The sequence below is a fragment of the Vallitaleaceae bacterium 9-2 genome (assembly GCA_038396585.1).
Classification (GTDB): domain Bacteria; phylum Bacillota; class Clostridia; order Lachnospirales; family Vallitaleaceae; genus UBA1351.
On record CP121691.1, the window covers coordinates 3156987 to 3181859 of the forward strand.

Genomic DNA, 24873 nt, shown 5'->3' on the forward strand with positions numbered 1-24873 from the left:
ATTCACTGTTACAAAAAAAGAGATGTCGGAAAATATTTTCCTACATCTCTTTAATGTTACTGATAAACCGTTTCCATGAATCGCATAATGATGGCTGCGACTTGTGCCCGGGTTGCACTATCTTTTGGCGCCAACACATCTCCCGTCGTACCCGTTAACACACCTTGTGCATTTGCCCAACTTACAGCTTCAAAAGCCCAATCTGCTATCTCCTCTTCATCCAAGTAGGAGGTTAAATCCGCTTGCTTACGAGTATCTAGTTGCTTGCTATTGGCATAGTTCATTAATATCTGGGCTAGTTGTTCACGGGTCAACATATCGTCAGGTCCAAATACATCTTCTGAATAGCCACGAACAATATTTTTTGAAGTGGCCCAACGAACCGCTTGTGCATACCATGCTTGTGCATCGATATCATCATATTCAGCTATTGCATCAAAAGATTTGGGTTCATTTTCAATCCGCCATAAAACCGTGACAATCATGGCTCTTGTCATTGTATCTTCCGGTAAAAATTCGGTTGCACTCGTACCACGCATATAATTATGATAATCAACATACTTCACTGCTTGTTCGTACCAAGTATCCGAACTAACATCGGCATATGGAATTTCCCATGCCTGTAATACATCATAAGTCACCCTATAATGGGAAAAATGATTAACGGAAAAAATAACACATTCTTTTTTCGCATCATAGGTTGAAGAAACCCTGTTCATCTTACCTGCTTCATTGATGTGATAAACATTAATTCCTTTTGGATCTTGTCCTTTTTTTAATGGATACACAATCTCAACCGTTGCCGAACCCTCTGATAGGGTTTTGATTTCTTTTTCGCCACTTAGGATATTTATATCATATGTAAGCGCTGTATCGTTTTCTTCTTCTACCTCACCTTCATTAACTTTTGCAAAATCCAGGATAAACGTCTCTTCTGCCTTCTCGCCAATATGTCTCATCGCCCTGGCATCCAGTGTAACCGTTACCGAATTAGTTCTTAGGGTTAATGCGCTTTGCCCTGTTGATACTAAGTTCTTGATGGCTTCGGTTGCCATATGAACTGCCAATGTCTCTATGGTTTTTTCAGATTGAATGTTAATCTGAACATGTGGACTTGTCTTTTGTTTATCACTTTCTTTCATCACTTGCTCAACCATGCTTAATAAAGTTGCTTCATCCACTACAACTATATCCGATTTTTTGGCACGTTCATAATCAACATTCAGGAGAATAATCGTCTCTTTGTCTACTGTTACAGGCTCATTAAATGTATCCGTGCTTGGTAGGATAACCTCTTCTCGGATTCCACCTCCGCCTCCTCCACCACCACCACTTGGCGGTGCTGGTGGCGCTTCTTTTGAGACATGAAGGGTGTATGTATTACCGGATACTCCGTCCTCTGCTGTAACGATGATCTGTACTTTATTATCCCCTGTCACCAAGCCTGTATGCCCGGTAATCTGCACATCTGCTGTAGCTTCCATAGATGTTGCCACTACATTAACGCTTGTTTGAGTGTGATCTATCGATGCCGTATATGCTTTAACGTCAGGATGAAATTCCGGAGATATCTCCACTCCTTCGATGTATAAGCTACTGAGTCTACTCTCTGTAGATGGTGCCTTTTCTTTTGTCACATATATGGTATACATCTCTTGAGTGATTCCGTCTTCTGCCGTTACAAGGACTTGCACTGTATTTTTACCTGCTGATAGATTGGTATGACCCACTACTTTTACATTTGAAGTTTTATCAAAAGGTATCGCTTCTACATTAAGGAACTCTGTCAAATAGTCTACATCTACACTATATTCTTTGATATCATCGGCAAAAGCCGGTGACATCTTTAGCCCCTCAATATTCAAATCGCTTAAGATTGCGTAGTCCGAACGTTTTCTTACAACAGCCTGAATCATCGTGTCGCTAGTGATATTATCTACTGCAAAAATGCATTCACCTAATCTGTCATTCATTGGATAGTTCATATTATTATGGCTTACACTGACGATTTCATATCCACGTTCAGGCTCTATACGATATGTCGCTGAAGCGCCTTCTTGAACTGTAAAACTGCCATCTGCATTGATTCTATAAGGATTTGGCTTATCCACCACTATGGACCACTTTGAATGCTTAGGTTGGTTATATGCCAGAGTATATGCATTAATAAACTCCACATCAATGTCATAAATATTTTGATCCAAGCTATAGCGTATTTGTTCATCAATTACAGGGCGCCTATCCCCTTGGGAAAAAGTCGTCATATTGGATGCGATAACTTCATCATAAAGAACCTGACCATTCAGTGTCCAATAATTAATCATCTGTCCCTCTGGGATGTTGTTCGCCTTTATTATGAACTCTTTTCCGGCAGGATAGACATGGTTATCTGCAGGAATCGGATTGTTCTTGGCATCAGTTACCCTAAACCTGTCTGAGTCCACATATGAAAACATATATTGAATGTTGGCTGCTGACGTCACGTCAAGCTTAGCATCTGCGTTGGGTTTTGCCAGTATATAACTGGTTCCTCTATACTCTTTATCATCCACCTTGACAATACGATCGTTTAAGTACCAGCGCTTAATCGCATATCCTGGCTTTGTCGAAACATCAAAGCGAACACTATAATCCTTATAGATCTCAATGGCAGGTCCTGTAACCGTTTCTTGGGAAGGAAGCTGCTCGTCGTATTGATTGATGTAGGTATATTCTATCTTCTCCAAAGCATCATTGGTATCAAATAATTGAACGCTATATGTCTCTTCCGGTGAATAAGGCGAAAACTCAGCCTCCACATCTATATCTGATGTAATGCTGTCAATTGTATATTCTGGAATGGGTTCTCCATTCTCAAGTCGCTCATCAATCGACACTGTATTTACTTCAAATGCTGATAGCCTGTAGCCAATTTCCGGTTTACAGATCAGGGTCATCTTATCCCCGCCTTGTAGTTTTAAGTCCCCTGGTCTTTGCTTGACATCGTTTAGCCATATCTCAACGGCTCCGCCAGTCACCGTGGAAACCGACAGGTCATATCCATTGGCAATAGTTGATAAGCTTACTGTTGTCGGTTTTGTTATGGAAAATGTCGGCGTCGGATTAGTGTCTGCATCTAAGTGTTCTTGTCCGTCAAATGTGCTGCCTTCAATCTTCCAAAAGGCGCCTTCATTCACACTGTACCCTTCTTTGACTTTTAACTCTATCAATGTATCGCCACTAACCTTGGAACCATTTTCAATAGCGGCTCCAGTCTTTGCATTGATTGCCTGAATGTTGCCATTAAGATTCAGTAGATACTTATCCCTTGCAAAATGTGCTGTGATTTTCGCGTGGCTTGCATCAGTCACAACATGTGATAAGGAATACGTTCCATTTGGATGCTTTGTACCTTCGTGTTCACCAGTAGCCCCTGAAGGCGTCTGGTCAATGTACCATTTGTCAAAAGAATATCCGGGATTTGCCTTAGCAATTACATCAACTGTAATCCCTTTATTTAATATGACGCCTGATGATATCGGCGTATCACCGACATACATTTGCACGCTACCCGCATCATTATTCGGTGTGATGGTCGTTGTCACAACCCGTTGTTTTTCTTTAAAATTAGCTATAATCTTAATCGGATGTTCTTCTAGGATATAATTTAGTATACTCTCCTTTTGAACCTCTTGTTCCAAATCAACCGGATTACCATTATCCAGATTGATGATTTCCCAGCCGTCAAAATCATAGCCGTCAAAAGGATGTGCCATGAATATCAGCGACGACCCTTCTCTGTACTGACTGGCAAATTCTTTATTTGCATTGATACTAACTTCTCCTGCCGCTTCTGCATTTATCGTTTCAACATCTACTATAACCTCAAGACTTCGACCATAGACAATAAATTGTGTCTGTTCATAGATAAATCTATAATCGCTCGGTAAACCTTCTTTGGCAAGCGGATGTATCGTGTAGCTTGACGGTGCCAGCAAACCGTTAAGCTCCTCTTCAACACGATTTCCTGCCGTATTGACAATCATTGTCTCAAAACTTAATGCACTGGATTCTAAGACTTCAATCATTTGATTTTTGGTTCCCTGGTCGTATTGATCCGAGACGATTTCATAGGCATATCGAGGATTTTCATTTTCCGGTAGAATTCCTGTATCTGTCTTACTCATAATATATGTATTCTTCGTATTTTGCGCCGGATTGGCATTAACAATACGCACAATAACATCTAGCGGCGCGATTTCAAATTCCTTAAAATCAATTAACCACCCTTGTTCACTATAGGCATACATGATGTATTGTCCCGCTTGAATATTCACTCCTTCTGTATAATCTTGCAATTGGCTACCATCTCTTTTTGAGTACTTATACGTCACCTCAGTAAGAGGAACTTTGGCTCCTTCACTAACTTCAAATGTCTCTAAATGTAGCGGTGCATTATATTCAAAGACACTTTTGCCTCCTTCACCCAAGGATAGGTAATACCCGGATGTAGAGCTACCGGTAACAAACGGATACTCGCCGATATACCTGCGCGAATTAAATTTTTCGTCCCCGGAATATGCGATTGTTACTGAATATATTCCATCATTTAACACACCCAAATCTGCTGTTCCCAAAGCTTTTAGCGTTGCTTCTCCTGCTCCTGCCAAGGGTGAGAGTGGTACTTGCAAGGTTTTTTTAAAGTTATCGCCTGTGACCGATAACGACAATAGGTTCGTCGGTGCAACTTGGGCGAGGCTATCTGGCTTAATAATGACATCAAGCGCATACTTTTCTCCATTTTTTCTAATCTTAGCCTCGTCAAAGAAGACGTCATATTTTGATACATTGAGTTGAAACTTCTTTGAATACGTGGAGATATAGTAGGTCTCTCTTGAACCTTCATCATAATATACACGATTCACCCGTAATCTATACTGGGTTCCGCTAGCTTTAAGTGATGGAGAGCGAAAAGATATCGTATCTGCCGTCAATCCCGGTATATCTTGCCATACCCCATTATTTAAAGCTTGCCATTGTAACGTTAGTCCGTCCGAATTATTAGGCGTTGTATCTAACATCGTATCTCCGTCTTTTACAAGCGCTTTAACAGATTTTGCACTATCGACTTTTAGATCTAGAAAGGGTACCGATGTATTCGTACTTGTCATAAGTCCTTCCAATTCTATGCTTGGGTAACCGACATCTGTCGTTGTTCTTGCCACAAGTGTCTCAGAATATATACTTCTTCTGGGTTCTTGGGCGCCGATGGCTTGTATCGAGTATTTGTACTCCGTATTTGGATTTAACTGCGTATCAATATATGAAAATTCATAGACTTTATCCGAATCAACATCCGTTCCCTTAGAAAATGGAACGGTGGCGATTTTGGTCCGACCACTTCCTGAAGGAAAATCATATTCACGATAAATCTCAAATCCTGAGATGAGTTCGTCATAGGTCCATTGCAGCTTAATATTTCTCGAATAATCCATTGCTTCTTCTGACGCATTGTTATCAATCACCTGTTCAAAATCTTGAGGTAACTTTGGCGGTGCCACTACCCCACTGACAAGATAATTGACCACCGGAATCGATGAACCGTCATCCATTCGGTGCTTATGCATGAACACTTTCCAATTATAGCCATATCCATAAGGCTCAGCCTCAAGGGGCATATTCTGCATCTCTGCAGTAAATACACTCCCTGTTCCTTCGACTTTTCCAGTTGTCCAATCAGTACCGCCACCTACAGTAAATCCAGCGGTCGAGCCTCCTGTAAAGCTGGTTTGCCACCCCCATTGATATGTTGTCATAATCTCAAATCCATTCGTAAATACTTCTGAACTTTCCTCTGTTATTTCGACAGATTGTATGATGCTTGCAGCATTTGAACTAAATCCAACACCTGTTGGATCGCCCTTATAGGCGATGGCATGTTGATAATTATCTAATGATGAGGGGTATGTCGTTGGGTCTCCTAAGGTGTGGGTCAATACTGATGCACCTACATCAGGTAAATCTTCAAAGACTTCCGTTAATTTTTCATAGGTACTATTGGGAAGCAGTCTTACCGATGGTTCATAAGGAATAGACACATCTAAGTCTTCTTCATTGACATTCCCATGTTCATCCACATTATAGAGTTTGTATGAATAGATTGCTGTCGGAACCGAATAAAGAACAATAATATCATCTCCTGTCGATGCCGTATATTCAATACTATAGGTTGTGTTATAGTTCGTCTCTACGGTATGAGTCATATTGTATAAGGTTTCTGCGTTAAAGGTAAATGTCGAGGCCGGAGTGGTTACTTCAACAACCGGACCAATGGTAAAGGTTCCCGTATGTCCATCCACCGTTCCAGAAGAAGATGACGTACCATAGGAAGTTGTCGATTCATTATAGGCTCCAGACAAGTCATCACGCTCCATTAAGTCATCAAAATACGGAGGTGAAGACACAACTGCCAAGACCTTAGGGTCAGAATACACCATAGAATGAGTGCCTGTATACGACAAATAGGACGTATCGTTTTTGTCAAGATTGGCACTGACTAACGTTGACGTGAAGTTTTTATTGGTTCTACTTGACTTTAGGTCCTCGGGAACGGCTACACCTGCATTGCTTTTATCCAAGTTCATCGATAACAAATACGTGGGTGCATACTTTTCAATATACTCCATGGAAAAGTTTTCTTCTGAGCCCTCTTCAAGAACTTTATCTCGGTAGGACTTAATCTTCCAAAGCTTATTCCACCAGTTTTTATAATAGGCTTCTCGAATCGTTGTTGCAGGTGTTATGACCGTCGCTGAAGCTGTGTTTTTCACATTGATATACTGGGCTAAGGTGGATACGGTTTCATTTTCATCTCCTGTAAAATCAACAACCTGAAGATCATACTCCACATAATGTTCAAAATCGTTGATATCGATATTGCCATTTTGCATCAACGCTTTATTGTCCGTTGTATAGACTAAGTTCATATCATTATTATTCAACTCAAAAAAGAGACTGTCAAAATAAATTCCTGCGGCTTTACCAGCTCCGTTTTTTACTATATCAATATTCGCCGGCATAAGAGGAGAACTATAAAAACTATACGTGCGTTCCTCAAGAGCTGTAGCATCCTTCAAAAAGGTATATTCTCTTGCCTTCTCCAAGTCGACGCTTCCATCGCTGGCAGCAAACATTACATCCTGGTATATAAAGCGTCCTGTCTCTTGATCAAAAGCAAACAAGTCAAAATTCCTTGATAAGCTTGGAGACTGAATAAAATCTTGCCCGTTCCATTCATAGACTGTTATAAACCTAGACGTCGTATTTTGGTTTTGTATATCTGTTGATAATTGTCCTCCAAGAACTAACGTCTCTTTGTTCACACCAAGTAAGTCACCAAAGGCAAAGCTAGAACGAACGATGCTCGAGCCGTCATAGGTCAAGTCAATATCATAATGTTCTTGAAGCATTTTTGTTGACTCGCCAAACATGATTGTCGCCTTACTTGGCTTATTATCATCGGGTCCATAATAATAGCCCCATGTCACACCCAAGTCATCAATATTATCCGAGTTCACATCACCTGAAACCATGGATACCATATTGGATACATAATTGGTTTCATTAAGATAGTGCGTCCACACATGCTTCCAATTCCCAAAATCAGTATAGTCCTCTGCTGAGCTAGCCCAAGTTAATTGATATACTTCAATCCGCGACTTATTGAGTTCCGGGATATATACAGCAATCTCGTCAATACCATCTCCGTTATAATCCCCCGTTACAATCTGAAGATAGTTTTTTAATAAAAAAGGTGCTTCTGTAAAATTATCCCTTCCGCCAACACCTTCGTCCCCATTGCCAATCACTTGATTGTCAATAATTGGAGTCTCTTCCCCAAACGTCCAGTTTTCATCATCGCCTAAGGACCCAATGCGTATATACACACTGTTGACCCGATTCAAGTTTTTGGTATAAATCATGACAACATCATTTTCTCTACCTGTACTATTGCCACTAAAATTCCCCTCAACAGCTGATGATACGACGGGTTCCTTATCGCTGATCAAATTAGAACTTTGCAAGTATCCTGTCTGTTGTATCGATTTAATCGGATGCCATGCATATGTTTGGCTAAGCGCATCCGGCAGGGTGCCCGTCGCTGTGATGTCACTATTTATAGGGCTTGCTGAAAACACATCAAAATCCTTGTTGACATTATATCCATAGACATTGATGGATTGCCAAAGATGCATGGGCTGGGTTGTCTTTGACATATTTAAGGCATCTAGGGTACTCTTATCCTGAGAGACGGATGTAAATGCCCCCACATCAAAGTTCGTCGTGATATCATAGAGTTCATTTACCGGATTCGGTACATACGTATCCTTCCCATAAGGATTATCTGTACTCTGCGGATTATATCCATCTGGTGTCATGGAATTATCGATCCCCAGTGCATCATAAATATCCGAGCCTTCGCTGGTTTCACCGGTGAGCATAGAACGCTCGGCAACTAATACATTTGATGTCATGGTGTTGATTAAGAGAACCACCGTGAGCAAAATACTGATCTTTCTTTTTATCATTGCTATAATCCTCCAATATAGTTTGTTAAAAAAATCACTTTGCTATAATTTTACTTCTTTTTATGATTTTTATACATACGAATGCCATAAGTGGCATAATATTGGAAAAAGACGCAAAAAACAGCAGCTACGAAAATCTGACGTAACTGCTGTTCTCCTTATTCTTTTATATTATTCTGCTGCTTTAAGGTAGTTGTTGATATATGCTTTTGCTACCTCTATTGTAAATTTTTGTGAATCTTCTCCTGTTGTACGGTCATATTCTTCTTTGTGTACCTCATTATTTGAAAGAATACGGATACTTAAGAAAGGAATAGCATAATTTTTTGCAATCTGAGCAACGGACGCTGTTTCCATTTCTTCTGCCGATGTCCCTAACGTCTCATGCAACCAGAGGATACGATCAATCTCTTTGTTCCATTCGTCAGCTGAACCAATGGTTCCTTCTACAACTTGACCTTTTGTATGCAAGTCTTTTACACTATTGGCAGCCTCTAAAAGCTTAGCATCGGACTCAAAACGGTTGATATCTTTCCACTCACCGGTTTCTTGGTCCATAACTTCCAAGTTTAACTGGTGCCATGTCGTCGGATGTATCCCTTCACCTTTTTCTACAAAATCTGTTTTAAAAGCGCCCATGTTAACGATATGTTTTCCAAGAACAATATCATATTTATGCAAATCCGGATCATGTCCTCCTGCAGTCCCTTGATTAATAATCGCCACCGGATTAAACTGTTCTATAGCAAGGACGGTTGATGCTGCCGCATTACTCATTCCAATGCGTGTTCTTGAGATAATAACCGGATAATCATTTATTGTTCCTTTGGTATATTTCCATACACCAAGAGTTACCTCTTCATGGTTTTCTAATGCTGCCATCATAATTTCTGTTTCAACATCCATAGCCCCTTGAATAAGTAATGGTCTTTGGTCGGACTCAATGTCCTCACTTACTGGCTCATTGTCTTTAGATAACACATTTTTTGATGTTATACCTAAAACAACACCTACAATTAAAACACCTACTATACCTATAATAACACCTGATTTTTTGAATAAATTATTCATTTTCTGCCTACCTTTCTGAGTGTATGCTTCGTATCAATCCGTTAACACAAGGTGCTAACTAATATTATTATATACAGGTTCACATATTATGCAAGCATTTTCCGAACATTTTATTCATCTTTGTTAAAAACGTTCGGTTTTTTATGTGTCCTTACTCAGATTCGGTAAATATTTTCTAATTTATGTCATCAGGCTTTTATAAGTCATATAGGTTGTGCTGATGTGGCGATATTGCCGCTTTCGGATAGGAATTCGCACACCACTATCCATGATAAAAACTTGGTGGTGGCTATCCAAGTTTGCACACTGCATATTGATGATATAACTTTGGTAGCACCTTAAAAAGCTTCCGGTAGGTATGATTTGCTGTTCTAAACGATTAAGCGTGTCATAACTTTCCAACACCGTGCCGTTTTTGAGATAGATTTTTACCTTCTTCTTAAAGCTTTCTATGTACTCGACTGCAAGGAGAGGCACCACGCTTTTTTCCCTCCCCACCGAATCATGTAACTCTAACAAAGTCTGTTTTTCTTTTTCTCGCGTACGCTCTAAAGCGTATTGTGAAAACTGTGCCTTTTGATCATTAGGGTCCATCTGTGGCGGCTTAGTTGCATCACGTATAAATGCAATCAAATACTGCTTACCCTTGGATGTAACAATCTTTGAATTGATCTCTGTGCGAATAAGCGTTCCATCCTTTTTCACATTGAGACGGCCGATGTACTCTTGCGGGAAAAGGTCTTGCTTGGTATACTTTTCTTTTATATAAAAGCACTCCGACGCGGGAACTAAATCTTGAATATTTAATTGTGTAATCTCTTCTATCGTATAGCCAAACATATCCGCACCGGCTTGATTACATATTAATATATCACCGTTGACATTTTCAATAAAAATCCCATCTAACGATAGATTAAGAAAAATCAATAACTCATCATCAAACAACGCTTGGTTTTTTGGATTCATCCTACCTGTTTTCCTCCTAGACCCTCCCCTTAAAGCTTACACTGCTTATATAAAAACAACGGGTGAAGCAAGGTTCTTTAATATTGCAACCACACTCCATGCAGCAATCGCATAGTCTGTAGCGCCGATATTCAAATCAAGATCTATATGGTCTCCTTCGACTTGTATTCTATAATCTTCACCTATTTGACCGGGAACTGCATCGATGTTGAACTTGGTCTCTTCAGGTCCTGCACTGGCAAGAGCTGTGGCATATATCACGTTAAATACATAGGGATAAATATCAATAATCTCCTTAGCCGTCCCAGTATATACCCGCTCCGGTTCTGTAATACCTAATATTCCTTCTCGGTTAAACGGAGTATAGGCAACAAACTGTGGCGGTTTTTTAGATGTAATCGTCACATCAATAGGGGTCTTACTCATATAAAGCGCTGTCTGAAGAAGGTTAAACGCCCCTGTCGCACCACCTGCGATATATATTTGGGTATTGTTCTGTGATGCGACATCAACGAATCGCTCATACAAGGCAACATCTGCAAATGCCGACGTTGATAACACAATCATATGGGATCCGCCTTGTAAAATCGTCTCTGTATAATCCACTACTGCCTGAGGTGATGCTGCTTCTGATACAAAATCCGGCTGTAGCGCCATAAGTTGTTCAATATTTGTACATGGTGTACAGTTAAAATAATCGGCAAAGCGCTGCGTCCGCGCCGGGTTTCTCCCTAGGACGCCTACCAGTTCATACTCTGAGAGAACGCCGTCCTTAACCGACCTTGCAATCACCTGATTCAAATAACCGTAACCTAATAATGCCAATTTCTTTTTCTTCATTTTAATACTCCTGTCTAGTTGTGTGTTGTTATGTCTATTGTTCTAGATATGACCTATTGTAGCTAATTATACACAAAAAGACAAGGAAGAAAAGGTAACTACACTATTTTACAAAGTCTTCACGCATCGGATTAAATATATCCAACAATACGCCGGGTTCTTTACACACACAGCCATGAATCACATTGTCAGTTTTTAACATGCTATCGCCTGCAACTACCGTTTTTTTCACCCCGTCAATCTCAAATTCAAATTCACCACTAACAACATAAGTTACCTGGGTATGAGGGTGAGAATGCAAGGCACCTACGGCCCCTTTTTCAAAAGTATTCTCAACACACATTAGTTCCTTATTATAAGCTAAGATACGTCGCGTCACTCCTTGTGCTACTTCTTCCGGTTTAACTTGTTCATAAAAAACCCATCTCTCGTCTATCATATTTTTCCTTATGCGATATCTTTAGATACGAATATCACATTTTCCTTTCTTCTTTTTTTATTTTTTCCGTAAGCATCCGTTTTAATCTTCAAATGTACACATAGTCTATAACATTTTCATTTCAAACTTGACCCTTCCGGATTGTCTCTTTTGTTTGCTGACTTCTTTTACCCCTGAAATTTCTAGTAAACCTTTATTAAAAAGGTTAAAAGCATCAATTGAGCATGTCTGGGGTTCCACACAAAACTTTGCGAGGTTTTGCGGCGTATATATGACAAGATGTGAAAAATCATCTGTACACGAAAGGATAAGCTCATGAGCATGCCAATGTACTCTTGCTACTTCTTGAATTTTGTCCTTTGTTTTATTCACCATATACACATGGTCAAGGTTTAAGCTTTTTACTCGTTTTAATTTTGACAAATCATATTCTGTGCCTTTGACATCAAGTATTTCTCCTGTGTTGATGCTTTCACTAGCCGCTAACATTTGATTTGCCTTGATCATAACCTTTGCATCACCATCTGGATTTTCAAAAAAAGGATGAATCCCAAATCCATAAGGTAACGTTGTCTCACCAATATTTTGTACGTCATACTCATATATCAGAACATCGTGTTGAATAATTATACGGATTGTTAAGGTGAATTCAAATGGATATTTTTCAAACTCTGCATACGAAGAATTCCAAGTCAAGACCCCCGTCACCATATAACCATCCTTTGTCTGGCAATTGCAGGTTATCTCAAAATAAAGATTTCTCAACAAACCATGCATTCTAGCACCATACTGTTTATTATTGTAGGTGTATTGGTTGTTTTTTGTTCTATTTGGCGTTGGAAACATTAAGGGCATTCCGTAGGTAAGACCTTTTGCTTTCCTTTCCACATCTCCATCTATTAATGTTTTTCCCTTCCATGATAAAAAAGCTACATTCATACCATCATTTTCATCAATGGCAACCACAAAATCTAAATACTTAATATCTATCATATCATCATCTCACTAAACATACTGAGTTAAATCAGTTGCTGACGTATAAATCATGTCAATTTTTTTACTGGTTAATCTTTTTTCTTTGACTTCATAATATGGTGTTTGCTCTTTACAATAGTCCATAAACTCATGAAAACTACGGTGTTGCCAAGAATCACTGCAGATACATAAGTATGCACTTTCTGAGCTATATACCCTATATTCACATTCTGACAATTGATCATCATGTTTTTCCATCTTATGACTACACCATAATGCAATAAATCCGTCATTCTTTCGCCCAAACAGCCACCCATCAGAGTGAATCGTTTGTTCCATTCGCACCTTAGGCCAAAAAACATGGGTAAAATGAATTGGATGTGTACTTGGAATACAGTAAATACTTCCAATCATATTATCCACTTGTGTAATTGCAGGAAAAACACCATTACCATACCAATATCCAGGTCGAACTGTACACGAAGCCGTTGTCCCTCCCGGATGCGAGACAAACACCGGCGTGCTATTATCTAAGCCTCCATACCAAAGATGCTGTTGATATCCAAACACTCCAGGTTCAAAGTAAGTTGTTCCATGAAAACGTTCATTTAGAGATTTGGTATATTCATGGTTTTCTTGATTTGATTTTTCTGCCAAAGTTACATTGTTCCATCGAATATAAGACGCATCTCTTCTTGGTGACTCAACCGATGTCAATACATAATTTTGTTGTTTGTTTAAGTGAATGCGTGCATTGCCGGAGTTATAGACTTCCATAATATCATTGTGCATTAACTCTATATGCTTCTGCGCAAACTCATACGAGCTTGTTGCATAAAATGCCATCCATCCTTCTGAATAGTCATAGGGTGCACTAGGATTCATCAAGTGCACCAAAGCCTGTGTCCCTTGCTGAAAAGGAAAAATCACATCTCCATACACTCTACCCATCGGTCCATAAACAGAACCATCAAAGGTATGCTTTGCCAGTATGGTAACTAAATAATCCGTAATTTTTTTTGCCCGTTGTGAGATTTCTTCCTTTGCAAAATCTATGAGATTTAATAGCGCTATAAATGTAACACTCACATATATTGATGCCAAAAATTCTTCAAACCCATATTCTTCAACATCTTCAATCCATTCTAGCACACGTTTTTCCCCAAATTCTGCTAGCTGTTTTCCTGTCATCTCTGCACGAGGAAAATATTCCTCTGGATACATTTCTCCACAAAACATTGCAGCCGAATAAAAAAGTAATGCGTGATTCTCACTCCAAAAACACATCGCATCTTCTCCGGTATGGGTCATCCAATACCTATAATTCGTCAAAACCGTTTTCATCCTTGCTTCAAACTTAGAATCCACGGAGTAGTTTTTAATATACCTTATTAAACCTGCAATCATAAAATCCGTACAATCATAGCGGCGCTCAATTTGATTTAAAGTCTCATAAAGAAGCGATTCGTCTTTGTCTAAAACATTGTCAATCGCACGTCTGGCAAGTACGTTTGACATGGCAAAGCCAAATTTATTTCCCCGATTCAAGCTTTCTACATTTCCAATTTTTCTCAAAAGCTTTACTTTATTTTCTTCAAAACTTACTGCATTTTCATACCTTGGCATAACCGCTTCTAATTGAATAAAGCGACGTGATAACCTTGTTGCGTCTATATTACATATAACACGAACATATGGATTGTCCGAGTGAAGCTTCACCTGCTTACTCCCCGAAATATCTGTTTTTTCTTTGTTTTGATTTATTTTTGAAAAGTCATGTTCATTTGCATCATATACGATAGCCGTATCCTTTGGAGCCGGCGCATCATTGATTAAGTATTGCCCATTCAACTTTAAGTTATCCAGCCATTTCTTTACATCCCTTAATTCAGAAAAGTCTCCATATTTGGGCGAAAGTTCTATGCGGATTCCTTCACAGTCCTTTGCCAACTCAAGTCCAAAAACAATACGTGTATCTCTTACACCTAATGTCTGAAGTTTAATTAAAATTTCATTGTAACCGGCTTTTAAATCCAGTGATACTTCTTGTTTAGACATCGGCTTATAAACGGCTTTTTCGATTCCTCCAACAAATGCATTATTGCACCACAATCCAATTGCACAGTATGACCATATTGTTATGCCAATCGTTTGCTCCACATTCGAGACAATGCCTGTCACAGCCTGCATCTCAACTTCTTTTAATACTTCATATCCGCGACTATAATCTACAAACCAATTTCCATAATCATAATGATAGCACCAAGGCAATCCTAATGCACTCTGACCATTCAACACAATATCATTGTCCGGCTTTTTCATTGGGTTATCGGGAATACTCTTTCGCATATTAATTTCATAATCAAGCTGATTTATATTTTTTGGGGATTGCTTTGCATCGGTTTCATATGGTCCTGATACAAGATATTCCATTATAAATTTTTGCATGTTTTATCCTTTCGAGACTCCTGATGTCATACTACACCTATCTACACTATGTTCTACGCTATGCTGTTTTTTCACCCATTGTTTTGGTAAAAATCCGGTACTTTTTTTAAAAATAGACGAAAAATATTTTTGATCTATATACCCTACTTCATTTGCCACATCATACACCTTTTTCCCGCTAAGTAAGAGCTCTTTTGCTTTTTCAATCCGTATATCTCTTAAATAACCGTTAAAATTAATTCCCGTATACTCTTTAAATACACTCGAAAGATATGATTGACTGATATATAGGTTTTCGGCTAATTCTTTTAATGTTATGTTTGTTGCGTAGTTTTTATTGACATAATCTTTGATACTTTCGATATAGCTCCCAATATCATGGTGATCTGCCATATGTGGTTTAATCAACTTATTGATTTGCTGTATAAACCACTCTTTCATTTGTTCAAGCGTTGTGACCATGCGAAACTCATCTAAAATATCGATAATATGGTCTTCACTTCCTGTTACTTGATATGTTTTTATAATTATATTACACATCTTTTTCCAAATAAATTCCGGTGTAAACTCTTGAATATTGATAATTTCATCAAACAGGTTATTTACGATATTAATCGTTGAGGCATAATCCTTAAGCATGATCGCCTTAATCAATTGCTCTTCTTGTTCCTGAGGATATCCTGTATTATCTTTGTTCTCGTGAATATCCGAGCTTAATATTATCTTATTCTCACCTTTATAAAGTCTATAGGCCATGGCATCAAGACATTCTTCAACCGATTGCCTAAAAGATCCTGCACCGTTTTTACAGTTTGAGATGGCAATTGTTACTGTAAAATCAAAGTAGTCATTAATCAAATCATGAAGTCTTTTGGATAAAAGGTAAGTGTTATATTTATTTTCAATGTTATCCATCTCTTTACTGATGTTAATAATCACTGCAATTGAATTTGCTTTATAATTAAAGGTTTCACATGTATAGCTCTCTGAAAACAGTTCTTTTGCCATATTATCAATAATAAAATTTATATTTTCTACTTCTTTTTTCCCTTGTATCTCTACAATGTTTTGATACTGGTCAATAGAAATCAAGATGGTGATATAATCATCTAACTTTATATTCGACTTAAATAACTCGAGGCAAGAGTCAACTTCTTGCTTTGAATAAGGACAGTCGCTAATCATCTTAAGAAAAAAATTCGTCTTAAGGGCAGGGATACTATGAATCTCTTGTTTGTGTAGCCTTCGCATATTCTTTTTTAAGTTGTTTTTCTTCTTTATTTCTTTGAGTGCATTGATCACTGTTTCTAATAATCTATCCATCTCCACAGGTTTTAACAGATACTCTACAACACCTAATTTGATGGCTCTTTTTGCATATGAGAATTCGTCATACCCCGATAGAATAATAAAGCAAGTATCTGAATTGTTTTCTTTAGATTTACAGACTAAATCTAAACCTGATAAAAAGGGCATTTTTATATCGGTTACCACCAAATCAATGTGTTCATCTGTAATAATTTCCAACGCCCTCTTGCCATTATAGCAAGTCTGTACAAGTATATCATGGTCTTCCCAACAGATAGCCTGTGCTATCCCATCAACAACATCTTTTCTATCATCAACAAGTAATAATTTGTACATATATCTTCCTCACAATACTTTATCCATCGGTATTGATATCAATACTTTCGTCTTGACATATGGTTCACTTTCCCATTGCAGTGATGCATTTTTGCCGTAGTTCAAAATTAAGCGTTCTAAAACATTATTGAAAGCAAATCCAGAATGTTTTTTTTCACTCACTTTTGCCAAAGACTCTTCTGTAAATCCACATCCATTATCTTCAACTTGTAATATGATCAGTTCATTTTCCCTAAAGACGTTAACAACGATTTCTCCTCCTTCTTCAATATCTTTAAACCCATGTAAAATACTGTTTTCTACTAAAGGTTGAAGCAAGATTTTCACTACACTATATTCAGATAATGTCTCATCAAACAAAACCTTATACGTGAATTTGTCTCCAAAAATCTCTTTTTGTATTTTTAGATAGCTTAACACATGATCCACCTCTGTTTTTAAAGGTATCTTTTGGCTTCCTTTATTAAGACCAATACGTAAAAGCCGTGATAGATTAAGAATAATATTACTTATCTGATTGGTTTTATTCGTAACGGAATACCAATATAAAGAGTCTAGTGTATTATACAAAAAGTGTGGATTTAATTGTGCTTGTAACAATTCTAGTTCAATTCTACGTTTGGCTTTTTCTTCATTTCTAATGCGTATCTTATCTTCCTCAACCACCTTTGAATATCGCTGCATTTCTTGACTTAAGCTATTAAAAGCTTTGCCAAGCTCTGTAATTTCATCCTTACCAAACAACTTGATTTTTCGGTCATATTTTTGTTGTTCGAGTTCTTTGGCATATAAGGTCAGTTTTTGTAATGGTTCAGTAATGGTCTTTGCAATATATGTTGATATCACTCCAAAAATAAGGATTAAGATGAGCATATAAAACACAAGGGTTATTTGTGATTCATAAAAGTCTGAGTATAGGACTTTTTTTTCTTGAATACACTGAATATACCATCCACTTATTTCTATTATATTCTCTTGAATAAGATGCTCACTATTATTATTTGGTATATCCAGATTTTCAAATGACTGCTTATCTGCATTGAGTAAATACACTTTTCCAAAGACTTGCTTTTCTAATTCTTTTAACACCTTGTCTATTTTCCTATATGATATATTGACCACAAGCCTAGGTGTATGTTCTGAAATATAGTAATCGGTATTACTATTTAGCGGCACAGTAATAACAAGGGGCAATAGTTCTATTTGCTTTGGTGTACCCTCGATGATTGCATCTGACCAATAAGCTAAGTTTTGTTCTTTTGATTTTACAATAATCGGACTCACATCATACTCCACTGTTTGATTCAAGTTCGTTACAATACGATCATCGACAACCAGATACGCCGAATGAATAAACTCATTTTGTATACACAACTGCGTTAACATTTGCTGTAATTGAAAATCGATGTTCACACTATTAGAAGTATCTTGACCATACTTAGAGACCCAATAACTTATATCATAGCCGATTAAATTCGTATGAATCAACTGCAAAATATGTCCCAATTCGTTGTCAATGTACTTTGTGTTTTGAACTATCGTTTCTTGTGTAATGCTACTCACTTTTTCTACAAACATCTTTTCAGTTACTTTGAAAAACAAGAGACCTAGTACTAAAGCTGTAAATATAATCCCGCTTATCGAGACAAACATAATTTTTTGTTTCATTCTTAACTTCGCAAATGCTTTCTTCATCTTCATATCACCATTTTATTGTTATCGCCACGCCGCTAGTCATTTTATTTTAACGAAAATCGATGTTCTTGGGTTTTACTATCGCTCTTGACTTTTATAACAATCTCATCTTTAATGATTTGTATTTTTACATCTTTTATAATTATATCATCATTCGCATGACTTGTAATAACATTAATGAACACTTTTTCTTTTGCCTGAGCGCGTTGAATCATATATGGGATATACAGATTGGTTGGTTTCCCGGGTCCTTGGGCATAAATCATCTGACTGCCATCGACGTAAGAATACACATTTGTTGTTATGTCTTCTAATTTATACGTCGTTTTCGTCAGTCCCACAGCATCAACAAAAGATACGTTTTTTAAGTATTTAAATGGCTTTTTATTTGAAAAATTTTCAATTGGAGTTTCTTGCGTGCTTCTATTTATTTGTTCGCCGTTAAAATGCATAATCCAATCAATTGTTTTTTCTTTTGGACTTTCCACATTAAAAATATCAATCCAGTAGTTCTCAGCCTTTAATATGCGTCGTCGCATAGTTACATCTTGGTACGCTTCTTCACTCCACTGACAAATCGTAAAGCTATCTGGCATCGTATAATTCGAATTCCACTCTGCCTTAGCATCAACAAATGTATAGTCCTTTGTTTTTTCAAAAACAGATACCTTTCCATCGCATGGCGCTTGGTTTTCTTCATTAAGCATTACGGTATTGTGCGTTCCTGTATTTTTGAAGTATTCGTAATGATAAAAAGCGCCATATCCCGTCGTTCCTAGATCCGGAATAATATTTTGATTTTTATACATATAAGAAACGGAAAGGCGGTCATAATGGTCATGTTCTCCACCATATTTTCCATGTCTAAACAGAAGAAATTGATTATCTTCCCCTCTTACGATGGTTGTACCCGAACCCTTAGCATCATGATAGTCATCAAGCTCTATTGGGCTAGCATCAGGCAATGTATCCACGCCATAAAAAAATGATTCTATATTATTACGCTCTTCATTTTCGTATACTTTATGCATCACTTTAAGAATTATCTCTTCTCTAAATATTTTGTATGAAAATTCATAGAGATTATATTCATTTAATTCTGTGTGATAATCCATTGTATCATTCATCATTGGGAACTTATAATTAGGCTGCAAAAATTTTAAAGCGGCTTTAACCATTTTTCTATAATTTGGATGCATAATCTGGCTATGCTCGGTATGAACTGCAAATCGTTCAAATCCATAAAAATTTTGAAGCGCAAAAAAATGGTAGCACAAAGAACATTCAAACCATATACCATCGGCTAACATGCCATGTTCCAACTGATATATGAGTCCATAGTCGTCATAAATAGCAAAATCCAATAGTTCTTTGTTGTCATCAATAAGTCCAACCACACCAATCGCCGCATTAATTATAACTTCATGGTTATGAAGTTGATTCTGCCGGTGTTCGGTTAAAAACTTAGCCCCACAAAGGAGCAAATCTTGACAAATGAACTCTTTTTCTTTTTGAGTTAATGTGTCCGATATTAAGTCATATGCATAAGCAAAATTTCTAATAAAAATCGCCTCACATAATGTTTGGGCATTGGCTTTGCCCGGTCCATTATAAGGTATATCGCCATGAACTTCATAGCCTGGATATCGTTTTGCATACTCTAATAAAATATTTTTAGAATCCTCTGCGTATTTACTTTCGGCTGTACATACGTATAATAATCCCAAATAATAGGCTGCCGTATAGTTTAGTTCATGTATACTTCTCCACCATGCACCATCAAATGGTTCACCTGTATGCACTTTTTTGCACAGTGGACATTCATGTTGGGTTGGCTTATCAAAATCAAACGTTAATTCCACAGAACATTCAGAACAGTAATAATATAATCCCCAATTTGCAATTCCTGCATCAGGAATTTTTAACTCATTGTTTCGAACAAGCTCGGTCTGTTCTAACAGCCAATCAATAATACGCGGATCTTGTTTTGCTTTTTCTCTAAATTTTTCTATTTCTTGATGTGTAAATTGAATCATTCTTCTACCTCCGTTAGAATTATAGCTACTCTTAACCTTTAACGCCTCCATCAGTTAATCCTGCCATAAAATGTTTGTTTGCGACAAAGTAAATGATTAATATAGGAATAATGGATATCGCAGCTCCGGTCATCATCAAATGCCATTCACTCGCCGCTCCGGTTCCCCACTTTAGCTGTACAACGCCTACTGTTAAGGGTCTTAAGTCCGGTTGAGTCATTGTAAATACTGAGGGCACAATATAATCATTCCATGATAATCTAAACTGAAATAAAGCCACAACCGCTAGAATCGGCTTAAGCAATGGAACTAAAATTGCATAATAAATCTTAAAAGGTCCACATCCGTCAATCATAGCTGCTTCATCAAGCTCCTTAGGAATACTTTTAATAAACTTTGTAATCAAAAAAATATTGACACCTTGCGATCCTATTTGAATAATGATAATTGGCCACAGTGTATTGTGCATATTGGCTTGTACTGCCAATAAATATAGCGGACGCAGTGTAACCGCTCCCAACGCAATAAACATTGTCGAAAGATATAATGCGTATATCACTTTTTTTCCAAAAAAATCATACCGCTCAATACAATACGCTGTGATAGAAGAGATAATAAGGGCGCCTATCGTAGAAAAAAAACATATAAATACACTATTCATGGTATATTTTGCAAAATTCGCCTTTTCCCATACGTACAGGTAGTTTTTAAACTGAAATACACTTGGAAGTATCCCCCCTCCTGTCATCAGCTCCATATTGGTTTTAAAGCTTCCCAATATGGCATATACGACCGGATATAATGTGATGATTGAAAAAGCGATTAATATGGTATAGAGTACACCATGTCCTATTGTTTTCTTGATTTTAAATTGCATGATTGTTTCCTCCTAATATGTTTCCTGCATTTTTTTTGACCATTGTAAATAAAAAATGGTAATCAGCCCTACAAAAATAGCAGTTACAAAAGCTACTGCAGATCCATAACCATATTGGAGCACCTCTGATCCTGCCGCATCCCCCATTGGGAACATAAGTTTGTAAATATATAAATAAAGCACATTGGTCTTACCGTTTGGTCCCCCTGCTGTCATAACAAGAATTGTCTCATAGTCTTTAAATGCTTGGGTAATCGCCAACATAACAACCACCTGAATTATCGGTGACATCATGGGCAATGTGATATACCACAGGCGTCTCCAGCCTATTGCACCATCAAGATCCGCACTTTCATATATTTCCTGTGGAATCGTTTGAAGTCCTGACAAAAAATAAATCATATAATTTCCTACAGCTCCCCAAATAGCCACAAACAGTATCGTCAACATTGCTTTTTCACGACTAAACCAATTAATTGGAGCTTCTATTATCCCCCAATTGAGCAATAATTGATTTGCCGATCCGTTGTATGGATTAAAAATCAAGTAAAACACCATACTCATAATGGAGACACTTATGACTGTAGGCATAAAAAATACCGAACGAAAAATATTACGCCCTTTGATTTTCATGTTCAGAAAATACGCTAATAAGAATGCTACTGGCATCGTTAATACTAATTTTCCGCTTGCATATATAACTGTATTGATAAGTGATTCAAAGAAAATTTCATCTTTTGCCAGCTTTACAAAATTTTGAAGTCCTATAAATTCAAACTCGCCAAAAGATGTATAGTTATAAAACATGAATCTAAGTATCCATACAATCGGATAAATCGAAGTCACCAGCAAAAAACATATCCCTGGAAGAAGCATTAGATAAATGGTTTTGTTCTTCTTGATGCTACTACGTGATGCCCTGGTTCTTGTCAATGGTTTGTCTTTATTTTTCATATGTTTTCCTTCTTTCAAATCATTGTTCGTGGTCTTCATCCCTATCAAATCAGGGCTTTTTACGCACAACATTTAAAGGTCTGCTTCTACAGGACTTCTTCCCTTGAAACAGACCTTTAAAGCAACTTTATACAAGTATTACATTATCTTAAAATTCACCTTTTTCTTTTGCCGCTTTCAATGCTGAATTATACTTTTCATTCATTTCTTCAACCGCTTCATCAACATCTTTTCCGCCCATGATAACTTCACTAAAGACATCCCAATAAGATTCTCCTTCAATTACAAGTCCTGCATCATGTGGTGGAGGACTAAATACTTTATCGTCTTGTGTCGGTACAAAGAATTCAGCGCCATATTTTTCTGCTGGCTTTGCCGCTTGAGCAACTTCTGGCGTAATCATAATTCCATAACCTTTTTCTGAATAGTCAATTTGATAGTCTTTGTCTTGGAATATGCTAAGCACTTTCCATGCTTCTTCCGGGTATTTTGTTTGTGATGACATTGCCCATCCTAATCCTGCACTTTGCATTGGTGTCGGATATGTCTCACCAAGTTCCATGGAAGGTGCAGGCACTGCAACCCACTCTTCTTCAGTAGGAAACTGTCCATCATAAACTCCAATCTCCCAATCAGCGGATAAGTACATACCAATATTTCCTTGTGCAAATTGTGCACGCATGGGGTCTATATCAAGACCTTCTGCCCCCGGAAAATATGAACCTGCTGCATACATTTTTGCAAACTGCGATGCCACTTCTCCATATTTTGTAAAATCATATTCTTCTGTGTCGGGATTATATGGAAAAGCATTACTACGATGTGCAACAACATCCACCGAACGGAATAAAGCGCTAAATGGGTTTTTCATATTTGCTGCAATACCATAAATTCCTTCTTTTGAAAGTTTTTCTGTAATTGTATTTGCCATCTCAACCATTTCATCCATTGTCTTTGGTGGTTGCTCAGGATCTAATCCCGCTTTGGCAAACACGCCCTTATTGTAGATAAGTCGGAATGGACTACCTGTATATGGAAGTGTATAAATCTTGCCATCCACTGCATTTAATCTATCTACTCCAACCATATCGCCGTATCGCTCTATCTCAGCATCCGTTAAGAACTCATCTAATGGCATTGCCATATTTTTTTTCACATAAGGTGTAACGGTTTGAGCTTTTACGCGAAATACATCCGGCGCTTGCTTACTTTGAAATGCCAAATCCAAGTTGTTATCAAAATTGTCCGTCATGAATTCTATTTCAATTTCGATATTATCTGTATTCGTTGCGTTATAATTGTCTACAACTTCTGCAACATAATCCATATCATGACGTTGAAATGTCCATACAATAATCTTTGTTTTTTCTTCGCCTGTCTTATCCTGTTGTTGATCGTCCTGTTGTTGAGTGTCTTGCCCCGAATTAGCCGTCTCTTCTTTTTTAACATCAGCCGGCGTACATCCAATAACTAGAAATGCTACAACTAGTATAAGCGCTAACACTTTTCCCATTTCTTTTTTCATTTCCTATTCCTCCTTAGTATTTTTTACATGTTCATTATATTATACGGGCCTTTGTATGTACATTAGGTGTTCTTCTTTTATTATAGGTAGATTTATTGATAAACCATACAAAAAAACAATATTGTCTTACTTTTAGAAAATTCTATCTCCATTTCCTCTAAATCCTTGATACCAAAGGCTATGTAAATTACTTTTATAGAAAAAAAAGCAGGCAATTTTTGCCTGCTTTTTATTTAACGCTTTGTGTAGTTGTGCTGATTGAGGTTTGTGTTTGATACTATAAAAGTGAGCCATATAGCATTACAGTGACCACGAATTTTTGAACCAATCATAAATTTTCCTGTAGATAATAGTAAATATTATCGTATAGGAGTGTGAAAGGCGTGAAAATAGATTTGGCAGAATATAATCAGATTAGAGAACTTTATCTTCATCATGGCATGTCGCAACGAGCGATTGCCAAATACACTTTGTATAAAAACAGACATCTCTGCTACTAAAAATGCCCGTTCTCGTTCACTGCTAATCATGGTGTCAAACTGATTATGGATATCTGAAAAGTTACCATCACAGCACATCCAGGTGTTACCCTCACTACCGATCTCGGTGTCAAACTAATCATGGCCCATCTCGAATATCATCGTCACTACCTATCTTGATACCAGCCAATTTGCCTATCTGTTTACTCTGTATAGCTACTCATCTCTCCATCACACTATCAACTAATGTTACTTCTAAGCCTCATCATATAAGATTCCCAAAATTTACTTATGTGGATGAAAACTTTATTGGGGAGTTTTGGGGAGTTGGGTGATTACCAAGGCTTTAGAGAAACT

The 24873-nt window shown here is 37.5% G+C and carries 13 protein-coding genes; all 13 read right to left on the reverse strand.

What is annotated here, in order from left to right; genetic code table 11:
- Positions 1-56: 56 nt before the first annotated feature.
- On the reverse strand, positions 57-8567 hold the full coding sequence (locus QBE53_14495; GenBank protein WZL80994.1) for an S-layer homology domain-containing protein: 8511 nt from the start codon (positions 8565-8567) through the stop codon (positions 57-59).
- Between the two features lie 171 nt (positions 8568-8738).
- A complete protein-coding gene (locus QBE53_14500) occupies positions 8739-9638 on the reverse strand; it encodes a 5'-methylthioadenosine/S-adenosylhomocysteine nucleosidase (protein ID WZL80995.1) in 900 nt (299 codons plus the stop codon).
- A 180-nt stretch (positions 9639-9818) separates the two neighbouring features.
- Positions 9819-10604, reverse strand: a complete 786-nt coding sequence (locus QBE53_14505; GenBank protein ID WZL80996.1) for a PAS domain S-box protein — start codon at positions 10602-10604, stop codon at positions 9819-9821.
- Positions 10605-10649: 45 nt separating this feature from the next.
- On the reverse strand, positions 10650-11444 hold the full coding sequence (locus QBE53_14510) for a DUF108 domain-containing protein (GenBank protein ID WZL80997.1): 795 nt from the start codon (positions 11442-11444) through the stop codon (positions 10650-10652).
- A gap of 103 nt (positions 11445-11547) precedes the next feature.
- Entirely contained in the window at positions 11548-11883 is a 336-nt protein-coding gene (locus tag QBE53_14515) for a cupin domain-containing protein (protein WZL80998.1), read from the reverse strand.
- A 105-nt stretch (positions 11884-11988) separates the two neighbouring features.
- Positions 11989-12876 carry an aldose 1-epimerase gene (locus tag QBE53_14520; protein WZL80999.1) on the reverse strand — a complete coding sequence of 296 codons (888 nt, stop codon included), beginning with the start codon at positions 12874-12876 and terminating at the stop codon, positions 11989-11991.
- A gap of 12 nt (positions 12877-12888) precedes the next feature.
- Positions 12889-15306 (reverse strand): hypothetical protein, encoded by a 2418-nt coding sequence (locus QBE53_14525; GenBank protein WZL81000.1) that lies wholly within the window; start codon positions 15304-15306, stop codon positions 12889-12891.
- 3 nt (positions 15307-15309) lie between these two features.
- Positions 15310-16950: a response regulator gene (locus tag QBE53_14530; protein WZL81001.1), complete on the reverse strand. Its 1641-nt coding sequence runs from the start codon at positions 16948-16950 to the stop codon at positions 15310-15312.
- Between the two features lie 9 nt (positions 16951-16959).
- Positions 16960-18645, reverse strand: a complete 1686-nt coding sequence (locus QBE53_14535) for a histidine kinase (GenBank protein ID WZL81002.1) — start codon at positions 18643-18645, stop codon at positions 16960-16962.
- A gap of 44 nt (positions 18646-18689) precedes the next feature.
- On the reverse strand, positions 18690-20681 hold the full coding sequence (locus QBE53_14540; protein ID WZL81003.1) for a heparinase II/III family protein: 1992 nt from the start codon (positions 20679-20681) through the stop codon (positions 18690-18692).
- A gap of 31 nt (positions 20682-20712) precedes the next feature.
- Positions 20713-21558, reverse strand: coding sequence for a carbohydrate ABC transporter permease (locus QBE53_14545; protein WZL81004.1), 846 nt, complete (start codon positions 21556-21558; stop codon positions 20713-20715).
- Positions 21559-21570: 12 nt separating this feature from the next.
- Positions 21571-22512, reverse strand: coding sequence for a sugar ABC transporter permease (locus tag QBE53_14550; protein WZL81005.1), 942 nt, complete (start codon positions 22510-22512; stop codon positions 21571-21573).
- Positions 22513-22660: 148 nt separating this feature from the next.
- Positions 22661-24037: a sugar ABC transporter substrate-binding protein gene (locus tag QBE53_14555; protein WZL81006.1), complete on the reverse strand. Its 1377-nt coding sequence runs from the start codon at positions 24035-24037 to the stop codon at positions 22661-22663.
- Positions 24038-24873: the final 836 nt, after the last annotated feature.

Coding starts and splice junctions, on each gene's coding strand:
- QBE53_14540 (WZL81003.1), bottom strand. CDS start 20,681: ATGATTCAATTTACACATCAAGAAATAGAAAAATTTAGAGAAAAAGCA.
- QBE53_14520 (WZL80999.1), bottom strand. CDS start 12,876: ATGATAGATATTAAGTATTTAGATTTTGTGGTTGCCATTGATGAAAAT.
- QBE53_14530 (WZL81001.1), bottom strand. CDS start 16,950: ATGTACAAATTATTACTTGTTGATGATAGAAAAGATGTTGTTGATGGG.
- QBE53_14515 (WZL80998.1), bottom strand. CDS start 11,883: ATGATAGACGAGAGATGGGTTTTTTATGAACAAGTTAAACCGGAAGAA.
- QBE53_14495 (WZL80994.1), bottom strand. CDS start 8,567: ATGATAAAAAGAAAGATCAGTATTTTGCTCACGGTGGTTCTCTTAATC.
- QBE53_14535 (WZL81002.1), bottom strand. CDS start 18,645: ATGAAGAAAGCATTTGCGAAGTTAAGAATGAAACAAAAAATTATGTTT.
- QBE53_14525 (WZL81000.1), bottom strand. CDS start 15,306: ATGCAAAAATTTATAATGGAATATCTTGTATCAGGACCATATGAAACC.
- QBE53_14545 (WZL81004.1), bottom strand. CDS start 21,558: ATGCAATTTAAAATCAAGAAAACAATAGGACATGGTGTACTCTATACC.
- QBE53_14505 (WZL80996.1), bottom strand. CDS start 10,604: ATGAATCCAAAAAACCAAGCGTTGTTTGATGATGAGTTATTGATTTTT.
- QBE53_14550 (WZL81005.1), bottom strand. CDS start 22,512: ATGAAAAATAAAGACAAACCATTGACAAGAACCAGGGCATCACGTAGT.
- QBE53_14510 (WZL80997.1), bottom strand. CDS start 11,444: ATGAAGAAAAAGAAATTGGCATTATTAGGTTACGGTTATTTGAATCAG.
- QBE53_14500 (WZL80995.1), bottom strand. CDS start 9,638: ATGAATAATTTATTCAAAAAATCAGGTGTTATTATAGGTATAGTAGGT.
- QBE53_14555 (WZL81006.1), bottom strand. CDS start 24,037: ATGAAAAAAGAAATGGGAAAAGTGTTAGCGCTTATACTAGTTGTAGCA.